Raw genomic sequence first — 18,516 nt, forward strand, 5'->3', positions numbered from 1 at the left:
TGCTCGCGAAAGCGTCGGCCCATCCAGCATCTGTAGTGGCTGATACACCGCTATCGCGAGCAGGCTCGCTCCCACAGTGGATCTGAGCTGTACGCAACATCGGAGTACACCACCGAACCTTGTGGGAGCGGGCTTGCTCGCGAAAGCGTCGGCCCATTCAGCATCTGTAGTGACTGATACACCGCAATCGCGAGCAGGCTCGCTCCCACAGTGGCCCTGAGTCGTACGCAACATCTAAGTACGCCACTGTTCCCGTCGGGCGGCGATGCAGGCAAGATGAAGGCCTGCAAGTCAGAACACAGGAAGCTGATCGTGACCGAAGCGTTTATTGTCGTTCAAACCGCCGAACAAGCCGTGGATCGTCTGGCGGCCCTGCACGAGCGTGCGACCACCGCGCTGAACCAGGCGCTGATGCGGTATCTCAAGGACCGCGTCGAGCCGGATGCCGAGCAGCGTGCATTGTTTCGTTATCCCGCCCTGCGCCTGACCTATCACTGCCACGGTGAAGTCCCGCAAACCACGCGTGCCTATGCCAAGGTCCAGTTGCCCGGCACCTACAGCGTCACCGTCACCCATCCCGCCGCGTTCCGTAAATACCTGTTGGAACAACTGGTCCCGCTGATGCACGACTTTACCGTCACCGTGGAGGTGGGCGTCAGCGAGCAGAACATTCCGTACCCGTACGTGGTCGAGCAGGGCGACGAACTGGCCGGCTCCGGCGTGACCGCCGCCGTGCTGGCGCGGGTATTCCCCAGCACCGACCTGTCGGCCGCCACCGATGGCATCGCCGACGGCCTCTATGATTGGGAAAACACCGACCCGCTGCCCCTGGCGCTGTTCGACGCCGCGCGGGTGGACTTTTCCCTGCGCCGGCTGGTGCACTACACCGGCAGCGACTGGCGCCATGTGCAGCCGTGGATCTTGCTGACGAACTACCACCGCTACGTCGACCAGTTCATTGTCCATGGCCTGGAGCAACTGCGTAGCGACCCGCGTTTCGTGCGCATGGTCCTGCCGGGTAACGTGATCATCGACAAGAACATGGAGCACAGCGAAGCGTCGGCCATCGCTGCCGGCGTGGTCTGGCATCGCTACCAGATGCCGGCCTATCACCTGCAGGCCAGCGACGGCCATGGCGTGACCCTGGTGAACATCGGTGTCGGCCCGTCCAACGCCAAGAACATCACCGACCACCTCGCCGTGCTGCGTCCGCATTGCTGGCTGATGATCGGCCACTGCGGCGGGCTGCGGCAGTCACAGACCATTGGCGACTACGTGCTGGCCCACGCCTACATGCGCCGCGATGGAATTCTCGACCGGGTGGTGCCGCCGAACATTCCGATTCCAGCCCTGGCCGAAGTGCAGATGGCGCTTCAGCAGGCCGCGGCGAACATCACCGGCGAGAAGGGCGACGAGCTGAAAAAACGCCTGCGCACCGGTACCGTACTGACCTACGACGACCGCAACTGGGAACTGCGCTGGGCCCAGGAACGTCCGCTGATCAACCTGTCCCGCGCTGTGGCGGTGGACATGGAAAGCGGCACCATCGCCGCCCAGGGTTATCGCCTGCGGGTGCCCTATGGTACGTTGCTGTGCGTCTCGGACAAACCGTTGCACAGCGAGATCAAACTGCCGGGCTCGGCCAACGCGTTTTATGAACGTGCGGTCAACCAGCACCTGAAGATCGGCATCGCGGCGTTGGACCTGTTGCGCACCGAGCTCAACTCATTGCATTCGCGCAAGCTGCGCAGCTTCGACGAGCCGCCGTTCCGCTGATCGACGGTGGCCATTTAACGGTCGGGCCACTAGCATGGTCGGCCCTGACCGTTAGATGTTGTATTTCCCATGCCCCGTCCCCCACGCCCTGCTTCCCGTCGCCCTGGCGCGAAGCCCGCAATCGCCGCACCGCGCCGTGTGGCCAAGGCTCCGCCGGCCGAGCCGAAGCTGATCCTGTTCAACAAACCCTTCGATGTGCTGACGCAATTCAGCGACGGTGAGGGGCGGGCAACACTCAAGGATTTTATCGACATACCGGGCATCTACCCGGCCGGACGCCTGGATCGCGACAGCGAAGGCTTGCTGTTGTTGACTAACGATGGACAGTTGCAGGCGCGTATTGCCGACCCCAAGCACAAATTGGCCAAGACCTATTGGGTGCAGGTCGAGGGTGAGCCGAGCGCCGAACAGTTGCAGCGTTTACGCGATGGGGTGGAGTTGAACGACGGCATGACGTTGCCGGCCGAGGCGCGCCCATTGGACGAACCGCAACTGTGGCCGCGCAACCCGCCGGTGCGTTTTCGTAAAAGTGTGCCGACGAGCTGGTTGGAATTGGTGATCCGCGAAGGCCGCAACCGCCAGGTGCGACGCATGACCGCCGCCGTGGGTTTGCCGACACTGCGCCTGGTGCGGGTCAGGATCGGCGACTGGACGCTCGAAGGGCTCGACCAGGGGCAGTGGAAAGAAGTGCCGGCGCGCTTATAACGTCCCGGACTCGATCAGGCCGATCACCACGCTCTTGATGATGAACGCCGCCACGCCGAGGCCCAGCACGAAAAACAGGATGAACGAGCCGAAACGCCCGGCCTTGGACTTCTTCGCCAGGTCCCAGACGATGAAACCCATGAAAATGATCAGGATGCTGACCAGGCCGGTCATCATCCACTCTTCGAAAACAGCAGGATCCATCAGGACACTCCAGCGTGGGCGGGATTGAAAAGGCGCGGCGAGTATAAGGCATGGGGAGCGGGTGGAGGATTGGCCTGCGGCGGTGTGTCGCAGCTATTCATCGCCTGGGCTGACGCCATCGCGAGCAGGCTCGCTCCCACAATGGATCTGTGTCAGGGCGCAACTCCTTGTGGGAGCGAGCCTGCTCGCGATGGGGGCTTCAGCTACGCAGATGCGTCAACGGCAGTTCAGTGCTGTTAAGCACCTGGTTCAGCACAAAACTCGAACGCACGCTGGTAACGCCATCAATACGAGTCAGGTGCCCCAGCAGCAGTTTCTGGTAATGGTCCATGTCCGGCACCACCACTTTGAGCTGGTAGTCCGCGTCCATGCCGGTGACCAGGCTGCACTCCAGCACTTGCGGCAGGTTGCGAATGGCGGCTTCGAAGTTCTCGAAGCGCTCGGGTGTGTGACGGTCCATGCCGATCAGCACATATGCCGTCAGGCTCAGGCCCAGCAGCTTGCGGTCGAGCAGGGCGACCTGGCGGGTGATGTAGCCGTCATCTTCCAACTGCTTGACGCGCCGCGAGCAGGGGGAGGGCGACAGGCCGATGCGTTCGGCCAGTTCCTGGTTGGAGATGCGCGCGTCACGTTGCAATTCCGCCAGAATGCTCAGGTCGTAACGGTCGAGTTTGCTCATCGGTCGGGCCTTTATCTTGATAATTGCGGCAGATTATCTATCCGGGGTTAAAAATTGCGCAAGTGATGTTTATTTCCGCAATCTTCGCAATCATCTATCGGCGCCCCAAGCTTATGCTTACCACCAAGATCACTGCTCGGACAAACAGTCCAGTGCAGCCCGCCCAAGCAGGCCGGCTGCGGTCGCAGTACCCACCGGTACTGGCAGGCCCCCGAGCTGCACACCGTCCAGAAGACGGCGTGAGGTGAGCCGACGTCATAAGCGTCGCGCACGGACGAAATTCTCAAGGGGAGGCCGACGGGTCTCCCCTTTTTATTGGGCGCAGATTCTGCTTTGGCTAGGGCGCGTCATATCCGCAAGAACGCAGGCGCTGGCGGGTCAGGCGCTTGTCCGGGTAGTCGCTGCCCCAATTCAGATGCTGGTCATAACGAGATTTGACGTGGGCGCAGGCAGCCTTGATTTTTGCGTCAGCCTCCGCCAGGGCGGTATCGGACAGGCGATTGATTTTCAGGCTTTGGAAAAAAGGCAGGATAAACGCCTGATCCAGATCGTAGCCTTTGGTGCCTTCGGGCAAGCGTTGGCCGGCGCTGACCGAGAATGGCTGTTTCAAGCCGCTCTGGTTTTCCCAGCACCAGTAGGTGACATCTTCTACCCAGGCATCCGTCGGGCTATGCCATATGTCATAGAAGCGCAGGCATTGCATGCCTTGCCGCGTGACCCAATCGATTCCTTCGGGGCGTGCCTTGCTTGGGGTAAGGTCCATCAGGGCGAGTTTGTTTTGCAGGAACTGCTCGGGAGAATAGAGCGTCCCTTCGTCCTTGCCGTCAAGCAGGCTTTCGACGGTTATCCAGCGCGATGAGGCCAGTACGACGAGGTCATCGGAGCGAAAGCGGCCGGCAGCACTCGCCGACTGAATGTCGCGCACCTTGTCATAGTCGAAGCCGCTTTTGATCGTACCGCACGGCGTGTGCCGCAACGGCCCTGGCAGGTCGTAGGAGAAGCGTGGGCTCAGGGTCACCCGTTGTTCCCCCACTTCACACAGCATTCGGCTCAGCCGCTTATCATCTTCATGCACCCGCGGCGCTGGCGCGCAGCCCCAAAGGGCCACGGGCAGCAGCATCAGGGCACCAAGACGGATCCTCGTGACGAGGCGCTGCATGCGGTGCCCCTGACCCCACCTGAATGGAATTGTCATACCTTCACTCCCTTGATTGGCTCATTGCGACCGATGCCGGTAGTCGTTACGGGGGAACGGACAGTCCCTGTCAACCGGCGAAATCGATAGGCATCTTAGAGGAAAACTTTCAGCAGCCTGCGAAATAAACCCCGTGGCTGATAATCTGTCGCAGAACCGGCCTGGGCTTTTCCAGTCTTATCATCAGGCCTTGAACCGTTGTGAGGAATTTCATGAAGTCGCGCATCTGGCGTTTGGCAGGTGTTGGTCTGCTGTGGGCAAGTGTCAGTGCGCAGGGAATGGCCGACGATCAGCAAAACCGAGGTGGCCCGGACGGTGGCCACGGCCAGGACGGGCGCGGCGGCCAGGGTTCTTCGGGCCAGCCACGGCCGCAGAGCAACGAAATCATTCGAGGCGACAACAGTCGTCAGTTCGAGGTCAAGCCGCAGGACCCAGGTGGGCAGCACTACGGTCGTCCACCCCAGGACCCCAACGCTCACGGGCGTCCGCCGCAGCCGCAACCCGGCAACAACCTGCCGATCCAGGGGCGGCCCGACAGCGTGACCCAGACCCGCGAGCCGCAACCGGGCTACTACCGCGACATTCCTCGTCGCAACGATGGCTATCCGAACGCAGGTCCCCGTCCTGACCATGACGGTCGGCCCGATCAGCCTTGGCCTGGTCGGCCGGGCGGGCATGGCAACGGTTGGGGGCCTGGGCCGCAATACCGTCCAGGTTATGTGATCGACCGTTTCCCCGATCGCAACTACCGTGTGCCCTATCGCGGTCAGGATTACTTTTATTCGGGCGGCTACTGGTATCGCCCGCAAGGGCCGCGTTATGTGGTGGTCGCACCACCGCGGGGCATCCGTACCCGTTACTTGCCCGATTACGCCAGGGAAGTGTGGATCGGCAGCTCGCTGTTCTTCCTCGCTGCCGGCGCCTATTACATCTATGAAGCCAACACCCAGGATTACGTCGTGGTCGATGCGCCGGTTGCCAACCCGCAGCCGCAACCCCAGGGCAATAGTTTCGATGTGGTGGCTTATCCCGCCAATGGCCAGTCTCCCGAGCAGGTCAATCAGGATGGCTACGACTGTTATCGCTGGGCGGTGCAGCAGAGTGGTTTCGACCCGCGCAACTACACCTACCCACCGGCACCGGAAGTGGTGCAGACCTATCGCCAGGCCCAGGGCAGTTGCTTGGGCAGTCGTGGGTATCAGGTGACGTACTGAGTTCTGGTGGGAGGCCGCTCTTGTGGCGAGGGAGCTTGCTCCCGCTCGGTTGCGCAGCGACCGCAAAATCCTGGGCCTGCTGCGCAGGCCAGCGGGAGCAAGCTCCCTCGCCACGGTGTTCGACATCAGGCGCTGGCGCGCTTCACCACTTCCGACGGATCGGCATGCACCAGCACTTCGGCCTTCGGGTAAGCGCGATGGATCGCATCGGCGGCCTGGTCGCTGATGCCATGGGCCACTGACAGGGTCAGGTCCCCCGGCAGCTCCAAGTGCAGTTGCACGAACCAATGGTTGCCGGAAACCCGCGTGCGCAGGTCGTGGGCGCCGAGCACGCCGGGCACGGCGCAGGCCAGTTCCAGCATGCGTTGGCTGACGTCGGGCGGCAGTTCTTCATCCATCAGCACGGCGAAGCTTTCCCGGGCGATCTGGATGGCACTCCACAGGATATAGGCCGCGATCCCCAGGCCGAACCAGGCGTCGAGCTGATACCAGCCAAACCCGGCCAACACCAGCGCCACCAGGATGCTGCCGTTGAGCAGCAGGTCGGAGCGATAGTGCAGCGAGTCGGCGCGCACGGCGTTGGAGCCGGTGGCGCGGACGACCCGATGCTGCAACGCCAGCAGCGCCAAGGTCAGCACCAGGGAAAACACGATCACACCGACGCTGAGCCAGGGCGCGTCCACCGGCACCGGCGCTTTCAGGCGCTCGAAGGCCTGCAAGGCGATCAGTACCGCACTGCCGCCGATAAACAACGCCTGGGCCATGCCCGCCAGGGATTCGGCCTTGCCATGCCCGTAGCGATGGTCATCGTCGGCAGGACGCAGGGCGTAGTGCACCGCCAGCAGATTAAGCAGCGAGGTGACGCCGTCCAGCGCCGAGTCGGTCAGGCCGGCGAGCATGCTCACCGAACCGCTCAGCCACCAGGCGAAGGCCTTGGCGACGATCAGAATCAGTGCCACGGCCACCGACGCCCGGGTGGCTAGGCGCAACAGGCGAGCGTGTTCGGTGCTGGTGGTCATGGCGCGGTCGTTCCTTCCGTCGCGTCGGTCATGCGGCCGGTTTGAGACCGAGGGCAGCCAGTTGTTGTGCGCTGCCCTTGTGCTGGATCAGGCGCGGATCGTCCAGCGGGAAGCTGCGGCCCAGTTCGCGTTCCAGGATCGCCTGCAGTTTTTGGTTGTTGACGGTGCCGTCGGGGTTGATGGCCGGCTTGAGTTTCTCGGGCTCGATCTGGACGCTGCGGCCCGGTTCGAAATAGATGGCGCCGGTGGCAAAGTCCACGGCGAACGCGATCAGGCCGGGGATGATGTAGAACAGCAGGCCGACCGCATCGAGGGCGGCGATGGCCGGGTCGATCTTGCCTTCGATCTGGCCGCGACGGTCCGGGTAGAAGATCGAGCCACAGGCGCTGATCTGGGTCAGCAGGGTGGCGACCAGGACGCCACCGATCACGCGAAAGGGAATACGCATAGCAATCTCCTGAACAGGTAAAGGCGTTGCTGGTTGGAGTCCAGACCACGCTAAACAGTTCGCCGTTATACTCGGCCCTCTGTTTTGGAGCCAGCATGATTTCTTTGCCGATTGATGAAGTTTTACCCGCCCTGCGCCAAGCCTTGGCCTCGCGCCACGAAGCCGTGCTCGAAGCGCCGCCCGGTGCCGGTAAAACCACCCGTGTTCCCCTGGCCTTGCTGAACGAGCCGTGGCTGGCCGGACAGACCATCCTGATGCTCGAACCCCGGCGCCTGGCGGCACGGGCGGCGGCCGAACGGCTGGCTAGCGAACTGGGGGAAAAGGTCGGCGAGACGGTCGGCTACCGGATTCGCCTCGACAGCAAGGTCGGGCCCAAGACCCGCATCGAAGTGGTCACCGAAGGCATCCTCACCCGCCGCTTGCAGGACGATCCGGCGCTGGAAGGCGTGGGGCTGCTGATTTTCGATGAATTCCATGAACGCAGCCTCGACGCCGACCTGGCCCTGGCCCTGAGCCTCAACGGTCGGGAGTTGTTTCGCGACGACCAGCCGCTGAAGATCCTGTTGATGTCCGCCACCCTGGAAGGCGAGCGCCTGGCCGGGTTGTTGGATAACGCGCCGATCCTGCGCAGCGAAGGCCGTATGTTCCCGGTGACGGTGCGCTGGGGCCGGCCGTTCCAGCCCGGCGAGTTCATCGAGCCGCGCCTGGTGCAGACCGTGCTCGACGCCCTGCACGATGAAACCGGCAGCGTCCTGGTGTTCTTACCCGGGCAGGCGGAGATTCGCCGGGTCCATCAACAATTGGCCGAGGCCTTGGGTGAGGGCGGCAATGTGTTGCTCTGTCCGTTGCACGGCGAACTGGACCTCGCCGCCCAACGCGCCGCCATCGACCCGGCACCCCCCGGCCAGCGCAAAGTGGTGTTGGCCACCAACATCGCCGAGACCAGCCTGACCATCAACGGCGTACGCGTGGTGATCGACGCCGGACTGGCCCGGGTGCCGCGTTTCGATCCGGGCAGTGGCATGACCCGGCTCGACACCCAGCGCATTTCCCGGGCCAGCGCCACCCAGCGGGCCGGTCGCGCCGGGCGTCTGGAACCGGGGGTGTGCTACCGATTGTGGTCCGAAGACCAGCATGAACAACTGGCCGCTTACGGCAGCGCGGAGATTCTGTCGGCGGACCTGGCCGGGTTGGCCCTGCAACTGGGACGCTGGGGCGTGACGCCGCCGCAACTGGTCTGGCTCGACATTCCGCCTGCCGCTGCGTATGCCCAGGCCCAAGACCTGCTGCAACGCCTGGGCGCGCTGGAGGGCGAACAACTGACCCGCCACGGCCAGGCCATGGCTGAACTGCCGGCCCACCCGCGTATCGCCCATTTGCTGTTACGTGGCCAGGCGCTGGGGCTGGCGGACATGGCTTGCAACGTCGCCGCACTGTTGGGCGAGCGCGACATTCTCCGTGGCGCTGGTGCGGATCTGCACAGTCGCCTGGCCTTGCTGTCGGGCGAAGAACGCGCCGCGCGGGGCGCCCAAGGTGGGGTGCAACGGGCCCGGCAATTGGCTCGGCAGTATCGCGGCTACCTGCGGGGCAAGGCCGAAGAAGCCGTGGCCAATCCCGATCATCCGCGCTGGCTCGGCGCGTTGCTGGCGCTGGCCTACCCGGACCGCGTCGCCCAGCAGCGAAGGCCTGGCGGCGCGGAATATCGTTTGGCCAATGGTCGTGCGGCGCTGTTTGCCGAGGCTGACAGCCTGATGAAACAAGCGTGGCTGGTGATCGCCGACCTGGGCAGCCGCCAGGGCCAGCGGGAAGAGCGAATCTACCTGGCGACGGATTTCGACCCGACGCTGTTCGATTCGGTGCTGGCCGAGCAAGTGCGCACCGTGGACCAACTGGATTGGGACGAGCGCGAAGGCGTGCTGCGGGCCGAGCGCCAGCGCAAGGTCGGCGAACTGGTGCTCAGCCGCGAACCGCTGACCGGCCTGGATGAGTCAGCCCGTAGCCAGGCCTTGGTGAATCTGGTGCGGCGCAAGGGCCTGGAACTGTTGCCCTGGACCCCGGAACTGCGGCAATGGCAGGCGCGGGTGGCGCTGCTGCGGCGCCTGGACCTGGACGCCAAGGGCGAGAGCGAATGGCCGGACGTCAGCGATAGCGCCTTGCTGGACAGCCTCGAGCATTGGTTGATGCCCTATCTAGGCCGCGTCTCGCGCCTCAGCCATTTCGCCAACCTGGACGTGTCGAGCTTCGTTCACAACCTGTTGCCCTGGCCCCTGCCGCAACGCTTGGATGAGCTGGCGCCGCACCATCTGAGCGTGCCCTCGGGCTCGTCGATCCGCTTGGACTACAGCGAGCATCCGCCGATCCTGGCAGTGCGCCTGCAGGAACTCTTCGGCCTGGCCGACACCCCGCGCATCGCCGGCGGGCGGCAGGTGGTCAAGTTGCACCTGCTGTCGCCAGCGCGGCGGCCGGTGCAGGTGACCCAGGATTTGGCGAACTTCTGGCGCAGCACCTACACCGAGGTGAAGAAGGATCTCAAGGGGCGGTACCCCAAGCATTACTGGCCGGACGACCCGCTGGTGGCGGAGGCGACGGCGCGGGTCAAGCCGCGTAAGTAATTGGGGCCGAGACAAAACCTTTGTGGGAGCGGGCTTGCTCGCGAATGCGGAGTGTCAGTCAATAATTTATGTAACTGACCCACCGTATTCGCGAGCAAGCCCGCTCCCACAGTTGTTCGGTGATGGGGCTCAAATCACGGCATCGCCGGCAACAGGAACCGCGCAATCACCGGCAAGTGATCGGAGATGCGCAAGGTGTCGTCCTGCCTTACCTGGGCCTGGACTCGTTTGATCCGCGGGCTGTAGAACAGGTAGTCGACAGTACGGTCGGGGCCGTTGAGGCCGGGGTCGTTCGGGTAGTGGGTCAGCCAGTGTTCGCGGTCGATGCCGCTGGCCTCGTTGTTGGTGGGGATCATCGGGTATTTGTCCCACAGCAGGTGCAGCGGGCTGTCGGCGGCGTAGGGCGTGCGTTGCTCGGATGGCAGGCGCCGGTACTGGCCCAGGGGCAGCAGGTTGAAGTCGCCGCCGATCAGCCAGGGCGTGCCCGCGGATTCGAATTTATCCAGTGCCTTGGTGACGGCGGCGATTTGCTTGGGCAGGGTGTCGTCCGGCTCGGTGGCCCGTTCCAGATGGGTATTGAGCACCGCCAGTTGGCCGCCGTCGCTCAGCGCCAGATAACTCACCAACAAAGCGTTTTTTGGCTGGAACTGACGGCTGATGAAGTTGGCGTCGGCCACCGGCAGTTGCACCCGTTCGGCACGGTCGATGCGGTAGCGACTCAGGGTCGCCAGTTGCCGGCCGACGCTGCCGAAGATGTGTGGGTTGGGGATGAAGTCGGCCTTCCAGTCGAAGGCGCTGGTGCCGCACGGATAGAGGTCGGCCAAGCGTTCCTGTAACAACTTGAGCTGGTCCTGGTAATCACTGGCCTTGGCGTCCTTGTCGAGCTCCTGAAGCAGCACGACGTCCGGTTGTTCGTCGCGGATCACCCGTGCCACTTCGTCGAGGCTGAAGGCCATGTCTTCCAGGGTCGGGCTTTCATCTTCGCCCTGGGCCAGGTCGTTCCAGAACACGTAGCGCTTGCCGGCGAGGAACTGGACGTTCCAGGTCATCACCTTCAAGGCCTGGCCGGGCACCAGCGGTGCGGCGTTGGCGGTGCAACTGACCGGCAGTGCTTCCCGGGCCTGGGGGCGCCAGGTCAGACCGTAGGTTGCAAAGGCGCCGATGCCGACAATCAACAGCAGGCCCAGCAAGGTGTATCGCAGCAGACGGATCATGGCTTGGGTTTTTCTGCAATCAGCATGAACATTCGGAACAACACCACGGTGGTGAACAATTGCAGGAAACTGTGGAGGCTGTCGATCAACAAGCTGATCAACGGATTCTGCGGCGGCGGATACACCGAGACGCTGGCCCCCTTGAGCAGCCACAGCGGGACCATCACGGCCAGGATGCAAAGCAGGATTCGCCAGAAATGGCCTCGACTCAGGCGCGCGCTTTCCTTCATGGCGGCCAGTGGCGCCAGGCCTTTCAACACCAACAGGTATTCACCGAAGGCCAGGACGACCATCAGCCACAGCCCAGGCAGGAAATACAAGGAGATGCCGATCAGGATCAGCAACGTGTTGAGCGCGGTCAGCAAGGCGAAGCGTGGCCATTGGAGCAGGGCGGCGGCAAGCAAGTCACGCGTGCGTGGCGCTTCACCACGGCTGCGGGCATCGAGAAACAGAATCAGCGCCGCGGTGTACAGCGGATAGACCAATAACCCAACGATTACGCTGTAGCCGGAAAAACCGTCGGCCCCCAGGGCGCTGTCCACCCCTTGTTGCAGCACGGCTTCAAGTATCACCAGCGGCAGGCACAACTGGGCGATCCGGCCCAGATGGCGCTTGAAAAAATACAAGGAGTCACGCAGTACTTCTAACGGATTCATGGGTCGGTATCGCAGTTCAAAAAAAGCGGTCCGACACTTTACCCATCAGGTGACCGCAGAAACAAACGTAAACATCAGGTAAAGACCATTGAAAGCTTTTCGACGCGCCCCATTACTGATGGGCACCGGTCTTCGGGATCGGAATGGTTTCTACCCGGCAATCGAATGAGGTCGCCATGAACAGCGAAGAACAAACCCTGATCGATGGACTGTTTTCACGGCTGCAACAGGCCGAAAAGGATTCAGCCCCGCGCGATGCCCAAGCCGAGGCGCGGATCAAGGAGCACCTGGCGAGCCAGTCAGCGGCGGGCTATTTCATGGCCCAGGCGATCCTGGTGCAGGAGGCCGCAATCAAGCGCCTCGATGAACAGAACAAACAACTCACCCAGCAGGTCGAGCAATTGCAGGCCGAGCTGCAACAGGCCCGCAAGCAAGCGCCGGCGTCCAGCGGTGGCGGTGGTTTCCTTTCGAGTATTTTCGGCGGCAGCCCGCGGGATTCACGCCCGGCGAGCGCGCCGGCTTCCAGCGGTGGTGGCTGGCGCGAACCCGCACCGTCGTCTTTCAATGCGCCGCCCCAGCAAGGCTTTGGCGCACCGACCGGCAATTATGGCGCACCGCAGCAGCAGGCCCCGGCGGCGGGCAGCTTCCTCGGTGGCGCCCTGAAAACCGCAGCGGGCGTGGCCGGTGGCGTGATGCTGGCCCAGGGCATCAGCAGCCTGTTTCACAGCAACCAGCAACCGCAGGAAATCGTCGAGATCCTCAAGGAAGAACCGGCGCAACCGGTCAGCGACACCGCTGACAACGGCTGGGGCGATGACCAACGCGTGGCCGACAACGACGCCTACGGCAACGACCCGGGCGGGTTCAGCGACGCGGACTACAGTGACGACTCATCTTCCTTCGGCGACGACGACTCCTTCGTCTGAGCTGCCATTCGTCCGGGGCGCCCTGGCGCCTCGGGCCGATTATTCGCGGAACAATCCCTCTGGCTGGCATACTGGGCGACTTTTCGGCCCAGGTGGTCTGCGTGCGTGTGCATCCAAGAGGAAACGCGGTGAAAAAAATAGCAGTGTTCGCCGATGTCCAGAACCTCTACTACACCGTGCGCCAAGCCTACGGTTGCCATTTCAACTACGCCGCGCTGTGGGCTGATGTGAGCAAGCAGGGGCAGATCGTCGAGGCCTACGCCTATGCGATCGATCGCGGTGACAGCAAGCAGCAGCAGTTCCAGCAGATCCTGCGCAACCTGGGGTTCATCGTGAAGCTCAAGCCCTACATCCAGCGCAGCGACGGCTCGGCCAAGGGCGATTGGGACGTGGGCATCACGCTGGACATCATGGACGCCGCCGACCACGTCGACGAAGTGGTGCTGGCCTCCGGCGATGGCGATTTCGACATGCTGCTCGAACGCATCATCCAGAAGCACGGTGTGCAAGCCGTGGCCTATGGCGTGCCGGGGCTGACCGCCAACTCGCTGATCCGCGCCGCCAGTCGCTATGTGCCCATCGAAGGCGCGTTGTTGCTCAAGAATTAATTTTCACGGAGTTCAAAAGGTTTGGAACGCATCGCAGTCATCGACTTTGAAACCACCGGCATCACCCCGAGCAGCAGCTGCCGGGCCACTGAAATCGCAGTGGTGATGCTCGAACAGGGCCGGATCGTCGACCGCTACCAGAGCCTGATGAATGCCGGTGTGCGCGTCCCTGCGTTTATCGAGCAACTGACCGGCATCAGCAACGCCATGCTGCGCAGCGCACCGTCGGCGGAAAAGGTCATGAACGAGGTCAACGAGTTTGTCGGCACCACGCCACTGCTGGCCCACAACGCGGCGTTCGACCAGAAGTTCTGGGATTTCGAGCTGGGACGCATCAAGCGCACCCGCTTGCAGAATTTTGCCTGTTCACTGTTGCTGGCCCGGCGCTTGATGCCGGCGGCGCCGAACCACAAGCTCGGCACGCTCAACGTGTTCGCCGGCCTGCCTCACACCGGGCAGGCTCACCGGGCCATGGCCGACGCCGAAATGGCCGCCAACCTCACCGCGCACCTGGCTGCGGAACTGCGGCAGAAGCACGGGCTGCGGGCGTTGTCCCATGACCTGCTGTGCAGTTTGCAGAAAGTGCCGGCGGCGAAGATCAACGAGCACCTCAAGCGGCATCGCGGGTTCTGAACACACCACAAAACAAAAACTGTGGGAGCGAGCCTGCTCGCGATTGCGGTGTGTCAGTCGACATTGATGTTGGCTGATCCAAAGCTATCGCGAGCAGGCTCGCTCCCACAGGTTAGTCAGTGTTTGATCCTTATTTGCCATTCCCTTCCAACTGCCCCAACGGCACGCGCTTTTCAATGGCGCTGGACAGCACGATCGAGGTCTTGCTGAAGCCGAACTTGGCGATGCGGTTGATCAGCTCTTCCAGCTCGGGCATCGAACCGACTGCCGCTTGCATGATCACGCACGGATCCCCGGTGACCCGGTGGCATTCGGTCAGTTGTGGGATCTTGCACAGTTCGTCGTAGGTCTTCTGGTTGCCGTGCTGGTTCATCCGCAGTTCGATGACGCACTGCACCGGCAGGCCGATCTTGGCCATGTCGACCTTGGCTTGATAGCCGGTGATGACGCCACTGGCTTCCAGTTTGCTGACCCGCTCGGCCACGGCGGGGGCTGACAGGTTCACTTTGCGGGCCAGTTCAGCGTAGGACGCACGACCGTTTTCCAACAAGGCGCTGAGCAGCATGCGGTCGTATTTATCCACAGGTAGGCTTCCAAATGGCGTGACTTTCGAAAGCGCGATTTATAGCGCCGAACGCCGTGTTTTGAAAAGTGTATGGCTTGGATAAACAGGTTTTGTAACTTAAATTCCGTCTGTCGCCTTTCTAGAATAACGGTCTCTCATTGTCCTGACTTCGAGTTGAACATGCCTGGCACCCGCCGTTTCCCTCTGCCCCTGATCGCTGCCTTCTTTGCGTTGTACGTCATCTGGGGTTCGACCTACCTGGTGATTCGTATCGGTGTGGAGCATTGGCCGCCGTTGCTGCTGGCCGGGATTCGTTTTGTGCTGGCCGGTTCGCTGATGTACGGCTTCCTGCGCTGGCGTGGGGCGCCGGCACCGACCTGGGTGCAATGGAAGGCTGGGGCGCTCATCGGCGTGTTGCTGCTCACGTTTGGCAATGGCGCGGTGAGTGTCGCCGAGCACACGGGCGTGGCGTCCGGCGTGGCAGCGTTGGCCGTGGCGACGGTGCCTTTGTTTACCTTGCTCTGTGGATATTTCTGGGGCGCGCGTAATACCCGTCTGGAATGGGCGGGGATTGTGCTGGGGTTGATCGGCATCGCCATGCTCAACCTCGGTTCCAACCTGCAGTCCAGCCCGTTGGGGGCGACGTTGCTGGTGTTCGCGGCGGCGTCCTGGGCCTTTGGTTCGGTGTTGAGCAAACACGTGCCGTTGCCGGCGGGGGCGATGGCCAGCGCCGTGGAAATGCTGGTGGCCGGCGTGGTGCTGCTGATCGGCAGCTTCGTCAGCGGTGAACGGCTGGACCACATGCCACCGCTGGAAGGCTGGTTGGCCTTGTTCTATCTGATCGGCTTCGGTTCGATCATCGCCTTCAACGCCTATATGTACCTGCTCAAGCATGTGCGTCCGGCGGCGGCCACCAGCTATGCCTACGTCAACCCGGCCGTGGCGGTGTTGCTGGGCATCGTATTCGCCGGTGAAACCATCGGCATCGAGGAGGCCCTGGCGATGTTGGTGATCATCAGTGCGGTGGTGTTGATCAGCTTGCCGCAGTGGCGCAAACCCAAGCCTGCGCCGGCCGCCGCCTGATTTAGGGTAAACTGCCGCGCATTGCACACCTTGCGCTGATTTTTCCTACGGTACTTCCATGACTTTCGCCACCCTTGGCCTGATCGAACCCTTGTTGCGCGCCCTCGAGACGCTCGGCTACCAGACCCCGACCCCGGTTCAGGCCCAAGCCATGCCGGCGGTGCTCGCCGGTCGCGACCTGATGGCCGCGGCCCAGACCGGTACCGGCAAGACCGCCGGCTTCGCGGTGCCGCTGTTGCAGTTGCTGACCACCGAAGGGCCGAAGGTCGCGGCCAACTCGGTGCGGGCGCTGATCCTGGTGCCGACCCGTGAACTGGCTGAGCAGGTCCATGAAAGCGTGCGTCAGTACGCGCAAAACCTGCCGCTGAGCACCTACGCGGTCTACGGCGGCGTCAGCATCAACCCGCAGATGATGAAGTTGCGCAAGGGGGTCGACCTGCTGGTTGCCACGCCGGGTCGCTTGCTCGATCTGTTCCGCCAGAATGCGCTGAAGTTCAACCAGTTGCAGACCCTGGTGCTGGACGAAGCCGACCGCATGCTCGACCTGGGTTTCTCCGAGGAGCTGGCGAATATCTACAAGGCCTTGCCGAAGAAGCGCCAGACCCTGCTGTTCTCGGCGACCTTTTCCGATGCGATCCGCCTGCTGGCCGGGCAGATGCTCAACGATCCGCTGAGCATCGAAGTGAGCCCGCGCAACGTGGCTGCCAACACCGTCAAGCAATGGGTGGTGACGGTGGACAAGAAGCGCAAGCCGGAACTGTTCGTGCACCTGATGCGCAAGCACAAGTGGAAGCAAGTGCTGGTCTTCGCCAAGACCCGCAACGGCGTCGATGCGCTGGTGGAAAAGCTCCAAGGCCTGGGCGTCAACGCCGACGGCATCCACGGTGACAAGCCCCAGGCCACCCGCCAGCGGGCGCTTGATCGCTTCAAGGCCAGCGAAGTGCAGATTCTGGTCGCTACTGACGTCGCTGCCCGTGGCTTGGATATCGAGGATTTGCCGTTGGTGGTGAACTTCGACCTGCCGATCGTCGCCGAAGATTACATCCACCGCATCGGCCGTACCGGTCGGGCGGGCGCCACCGGGCAGGCGATTTCCCTGGTCTGCGCTGACGAAGTGAACCTGCTGTCGGCCATCGAGATGCTGACCCGTCAGACGTTGACGCGCCAGATGGAACAGGACTTCGAACCTGAGCATCGGGTACCGGACACCGATGCCAGCGGCCAGGTGATCAAGAAGCCGAAAAAGCCGAAGAAACCGAAAACCTCCGGTGGTGGCGGCAAGCGCAACCTGGGCAAGTGGGTGGACAGTGGCGACGCTGCGCCTGTGGAACCTTCGGTCAAGCCTGTGCGAAAAGTGCCGGTGTTCAATACTGGGCCGCGTAAGCGTAAGCCTTGACGGCAGCTGCAAGTTTCAAGCTGCAAGCCGCAAGTTGTATGTCGATGGTCTTCAGCTTGCAGCTTGCAGCTTATAACTTCCCGCTGTTTCGTAGAAACTCCACCATCCCCAACCCCGCCGCCCGGCCGCTGGCAAAGCACGCCGTGAGCAGGTAGCCGCCGGTCGGCGCTTCCCAGTCGAGCATTTCCCCGGCGCAGAACACGCCGGGCATTTGCTTGAGCATCAGGCGTTCATCCAGGGCCTCGAAGGTCACGCCACCGGCGCTGCTGATGGCTTCGTCCAGGGGACGAGGCTTCACTAGGGTGACCGGCAGGGCCTTGATCGCCTGGGCCAGCCGCGCCGGGTCAGTGAAACACTCGGCCGGCGTGAGCTCGCGCAGCAGCGCCGCCTTGACGCCGTCGATCCCCAGCTGGCTGTGCAAGTGCTTGGCCATCGAGCGTGAGCCGCGCGGTTTGTTCAAGGCTTGGAGGATTTTATCCACAGGCCGGCCCGGCAATAGGTCCAGATGAACGGTCGCGCTGCCGTGCTGGTTGATGGCGTCACGAATGGGCGCCGACAAAGCATAGACCAGGCTACCTTCGAGGCCGGTGACGGTGATCACGCATTCGCCGAGGCGCGGCACATCGTCGTTCAGGCCCATGGCGATGTTCTTGAGCGGGGTGCCGGCGAATTTGCTGATCATCAGGTCGCTCCAGGCCTCGACCTCGAACCCGCAATTGCTCGGCTGCAACGGCGTCAGGGCGACGCCGCGTTGTTCCAGCGGTAGCATCCAGGCGCCGTCGGAGCCCAGGCGCGACCAACTGCCGCCGCCCAGGGCGAGCAAGGTGGCCTTGGGGTGCAAGGTTTTTTCGCCTTCCGGCGAGGCGATGCGCAAGCTGCCATCGGCGTCCCAGCCGAGCCAGCGATGACGGGTGTGGATCACCACGCCCGCATCGCGCAGGCGCTTGAGCCAGGCGCGCAACAGCGGGGCGGCTTTCATGTCGGTGGGAAATACCCGCCCTGAGCTGCCGACAAAGGTGTCGATACCCAGCCCGTGAATCCATGTGCACAACTCATCCGCCCCGAACGTTCGCAGCAGCGGCGCGAGGTTGGGCGCGCGTTCGGCGTAGCGGGACAGAAAGGCCGGGAAGGCTTCGGAGTGGGTGATGTTCATGCCGCCCACGCCGGCCAGGAGGAATTTGCGGCCCACCGAGGGCATGCCATCGTACAGATCGACTTTCAGGCCGGCCTGGCTCAACACCTCGGCCGCCATCAGGCCGGCGGGGCCGCCGCCGATGATGGCGATGTTTGAGATAGAAGGCTTGGCGGTCGAGGTCATGATCTGAGCTGCGGGGCTGGAATAGGCGAGGCATTCTATCAGCACAAGTCCCTGTGGGAGCGAGCCTGCTCGCGAAAGCGGCGGATCAGCAACATCCATGTCGACTGACACACCCCTTTCGCGAGCAGGCTCGCTCCCACATTAGAATGCGGTGACTTCTGAATACGTGATCAAAAAACAACCAAGCCCCTGCGAGCTATAGGCAACACCGGCTGCGAGCCGTTTCGCTCAGGTTATCCACAGGCCGCTCCACAGGCATTGTGGG

At 62.9% G+C, this 18,516-nt stretch carries 18 protein-coding genes; 9 read left to right on the forward strand and 9 right to left on the reverse strand.

Going from position 1 to position 18,516, the window contains the following annotated elements; all coding sequences use genetic code 11:
- The first annotated feature begins 276 nt into the window (after window positions 1-276).
- Together amn and J3361_RS26250 are read left to right on the forward strand one after the other, a co-directional pair.
- Window positions 277-1,776: an AMP nucleosidase gene (gene amn / locus J3361_RS26245; RefSeq protein WP_207967023.1), complete on the forward strand. Its 1,500-nt coding sequence runs from the start codon at window positions 277-279 to the stop codon at window positions 1,774-1,776.
- 138 nt (window positions 1,777-1,914) lie between these two features.
- On the forward strand, window positions 1,915-2,481 hold the full coding sequence (locus tag J3361_RS26250; RefSeq protein WP_207967024.1) for a pseudouridine synthase: 567 nt from the start codon (window positions 1,915-1,917) through the stop codon (window positions 2,479-2,481).
- Here J3361_RS26250 and J3361_RS26255 read toward each other — a convergent pair.
- The 3 genes from J3361_RS26255 to J3361_RS26265 form a co-directional block, all read right to left on the reverse strand.
- A complete protein-coding gene (locus J3361_RS26255) occupies window positions 2,476-2,685 on the reverse strand; it encodes a DUF2788 domain-containing protein (protein WP_039594082.1) in 210 nt (69 codons plus the stop codon). The genes J3361_RS26250 and J3361_RS26255 overlap by 6 nt on opposite strands.
- A gap of 199 nt (window positions 2,686-2,884) precedes the next feature.
- Window positions 2,885-3,364 (reverse strand): Lrp/AsnC family transcriptional regulator, encoded by a 480-nt coding sequence (locus J3361_RS26260; protein ID WP_003185723.1) that lies wholly within the window; start codon window positions 3,362-3,364, stop codon window positions 2,885-2,887.
- Window positions 3,365-3,701: 337 nt separating this feature from the next.
- Complete coding sequence (locus J3361_RS26265) at window positions 3,702-4,523, reverse strand: hypothetical protein (protein WP_207966994.1); 822 nt, start codon at window positions 4,521-4,523, stop codon at window positions 3,702-3,704.
- 248 nt (window positions 4,524-4,771) lie between these two features.
- Here J3361_RS26265 and J3361_RS26270 point away from each other — a divergent pair, with 248 nt between their 5' ends.
- Window positions 4,772-5,773, forward strand: a complete 1,002-nt coding sequence (locus J3361_RS26270; protein ID WP_207966995.1) for a DUF6515 family protein — start codon at window positions 4,772-4,774, stop codon at window positions 5,771-5,773.
- Between the two features lie 125 nt (window positions 5,774-5,898).
- Here the strand turns inward: J3361_RS26270 and J3361_RS26275 are convergent, their stop codons facing one another.
- Window positions 5,899-6,792 carry a cation diffusion facilitator family transporter gene (locus J3361_RS26275; RefSeq protein ID WP_207966996.1) on the reverse strand — a complete coding sequence of 298 codons (894 nt, stop codon included), beginning with the start codon at window positions 6,790-6,792 and terminating at the stop codon, window positions 5,899-5,901.
- A 28-nt stretch (window positions 6,793-6,820) separates the two neighbouring features.
- Window positions 6,821-7,240, reverse strand: a complete 420-nt coding sequence (locus J3361_RS26280) for a polyribonucleotide nucleotidyltransferase (protein WP_207966997.1) — start codon at window positions 7,238-7,240, stop codon at window positions 6,821-6,823.
- Between the two features lie 95 nt (window positions 7,241-7,335).
- Between J3361_RS26280 and hrpB the strand changes: the two genes are divergently transcribed.
- The gene (gene hrpB / locus J3361_RS26285) at window positions 7,336-9,852 is read left to right on the forward strand and encodes an ATP-dependent helicase HrpB (protein WP_207966998.1); all 2,517 of its coding nucleotides are present in this window, start codon (window positions 7,336-7,338) and stop codon (window positions 9,850-9,852) included.
- 134 nt (window positions 9,853-9,986) lie between these two features.
- Here the strand turns inward: hrpB and J3361_RS26290 are convergent, their stop codons facing one another.
- Window positions 9,987-11,066 carry an endonuclease/exonuclease/phosphatase family protein gene (locus J3361_RS26290; RefSeq protein ID WP_207966999.1) on the reverse strand — a complete coding sequence of 360 codons (1,080 nt, stop codon included), beginning with the start codon at window positions 11,064-11,066 and terminating at the stop codon, window positions 9,987-9,989.
- Window positions 11,063-11,722: a YciC family protein gene (locus J3361_RS26295; RefSeq protein WP_207967000.1), complete on the reverse strand. Its 660-nt coding sequence runs from the start codon at window positions 11,720-11,722 to the stop codon at window positions 11,063-11,065. Before J3361_RS26295 ends, J3361_RS26290 begins: the two co-directional genes overlap by 4 nt.
- A 176-nt stretch (window positions 11,723-11,898) precedes the next feature.
- Here J3361_RS26295 and J3361_RS26300 point away from each other — a divergent pair, with 176 nt between their 5' ends.
- From J3361_RS26300 to J3361_RS26310, 3 genes are all read left to right on the forward strand, one after another.
- Window positions 11,899-12,648, forward strand: coding sequence for a DUF2076 domain-containing protein (locus tag J3361_RS26300; protein WP_207967001.1), 750 nt, complete (start codon window positions 11,899-11,901; stop codon window positions 12,646-12,648).
- 128 nt (window positions 12,649-12,776) lie between these two features.
- A complete protein-coding gene (locus tag J3361_RS26305; RefSeq protein ID WP_013694260.1) occupies window positions 12,777-13,256 on the forward strand; it encodes an NYN domain-containing protein in 480 nt (159 codons plus the stop codon).
- 21 nt (window positions 13,257-13,277) lie between these two features.
- Entirely contained in the window at window positions 13,278-13,889 is a 612-nt protein-coding gene (locus J3361_RS26310) for a 3'-5' exonuclease (protein WP_207967002.1), read from the forward strand.
- Window positions 13,890-14,019: 130 nt separating this feature from the next.
- Here the strand turns inward: J3361_RS26310 and J3361_RS26315 are convergent, their stop codons facing one another.
- Window positions 14,020-14,472, reverse strand: coding sequence for an Lrp/AsnC family transcriptional regulator (locus J3361_RS26315; RefSeq protein ID WP_003205835.1), 453 nt, complete (start codon window positions 14,470-14,472; stop codon window positions 14,020-14,022).
- 162 nt (window positions 14,473-14,634) lie between these two features.
- Here J3361_RS26315 and yedA point away from each other — a divergent pair, with 162 nt between their 5' ends.
- Window positions 14,635-15,537 carry a drug/metabolite exporter YedA gene (gene yedA / locus J3361_RS26320; RefSeq protein WP_207967003.1) on the forward strand — a complete coding sequence of 301 codons (903 nt, stop codon included), beginning with the start codon at window positions 14,635-14,637 and terminating at the stop codon, window positions 15,535-15,537.
- Window positions 15,538-15,595: 58 nt separating this feature from the next.
- Window positions 15,596-16,933, forward strand: a complete 1,338-nt coding sequence (locus J3361_RS26325; protein WP_207967004.1) for a DEAD/DEAH box helicase — start codon at window positions 15,596-15,598, stop codon at window positions 16,931-16,933.
- 70 nt (window positions 16,934-17,003) lie between these two features.
- Here J3361_RS26325 and J3361_RS26330 read toward each other — a convergent pair whose 3' ends face one another.
- Complete coding sequence (locus J3361_RS26330) at window positions 17,004-18,251, reverse strand: TIGR03862 family flavoprotein (protein WP_207967005.1); 1,248 nt, start codon at window positions 18,249-18,251, stop codon at window positions 17,004-17,006.
- Window positions 18,252-18,516: the final 265 nt, after the last annotated feature.

It is taken from the genome of Pseudomonas sp. OA65 (genome assembly GCF_017498305.1).
GTDB classification, from domain to species: Bacteria; Pseudomonadota; Gammaproteobacteria; order Pseudomonadales; family Pseudomonadaceae; genus Aquipseudomonas; species Aquipseudomonas zanjanensis.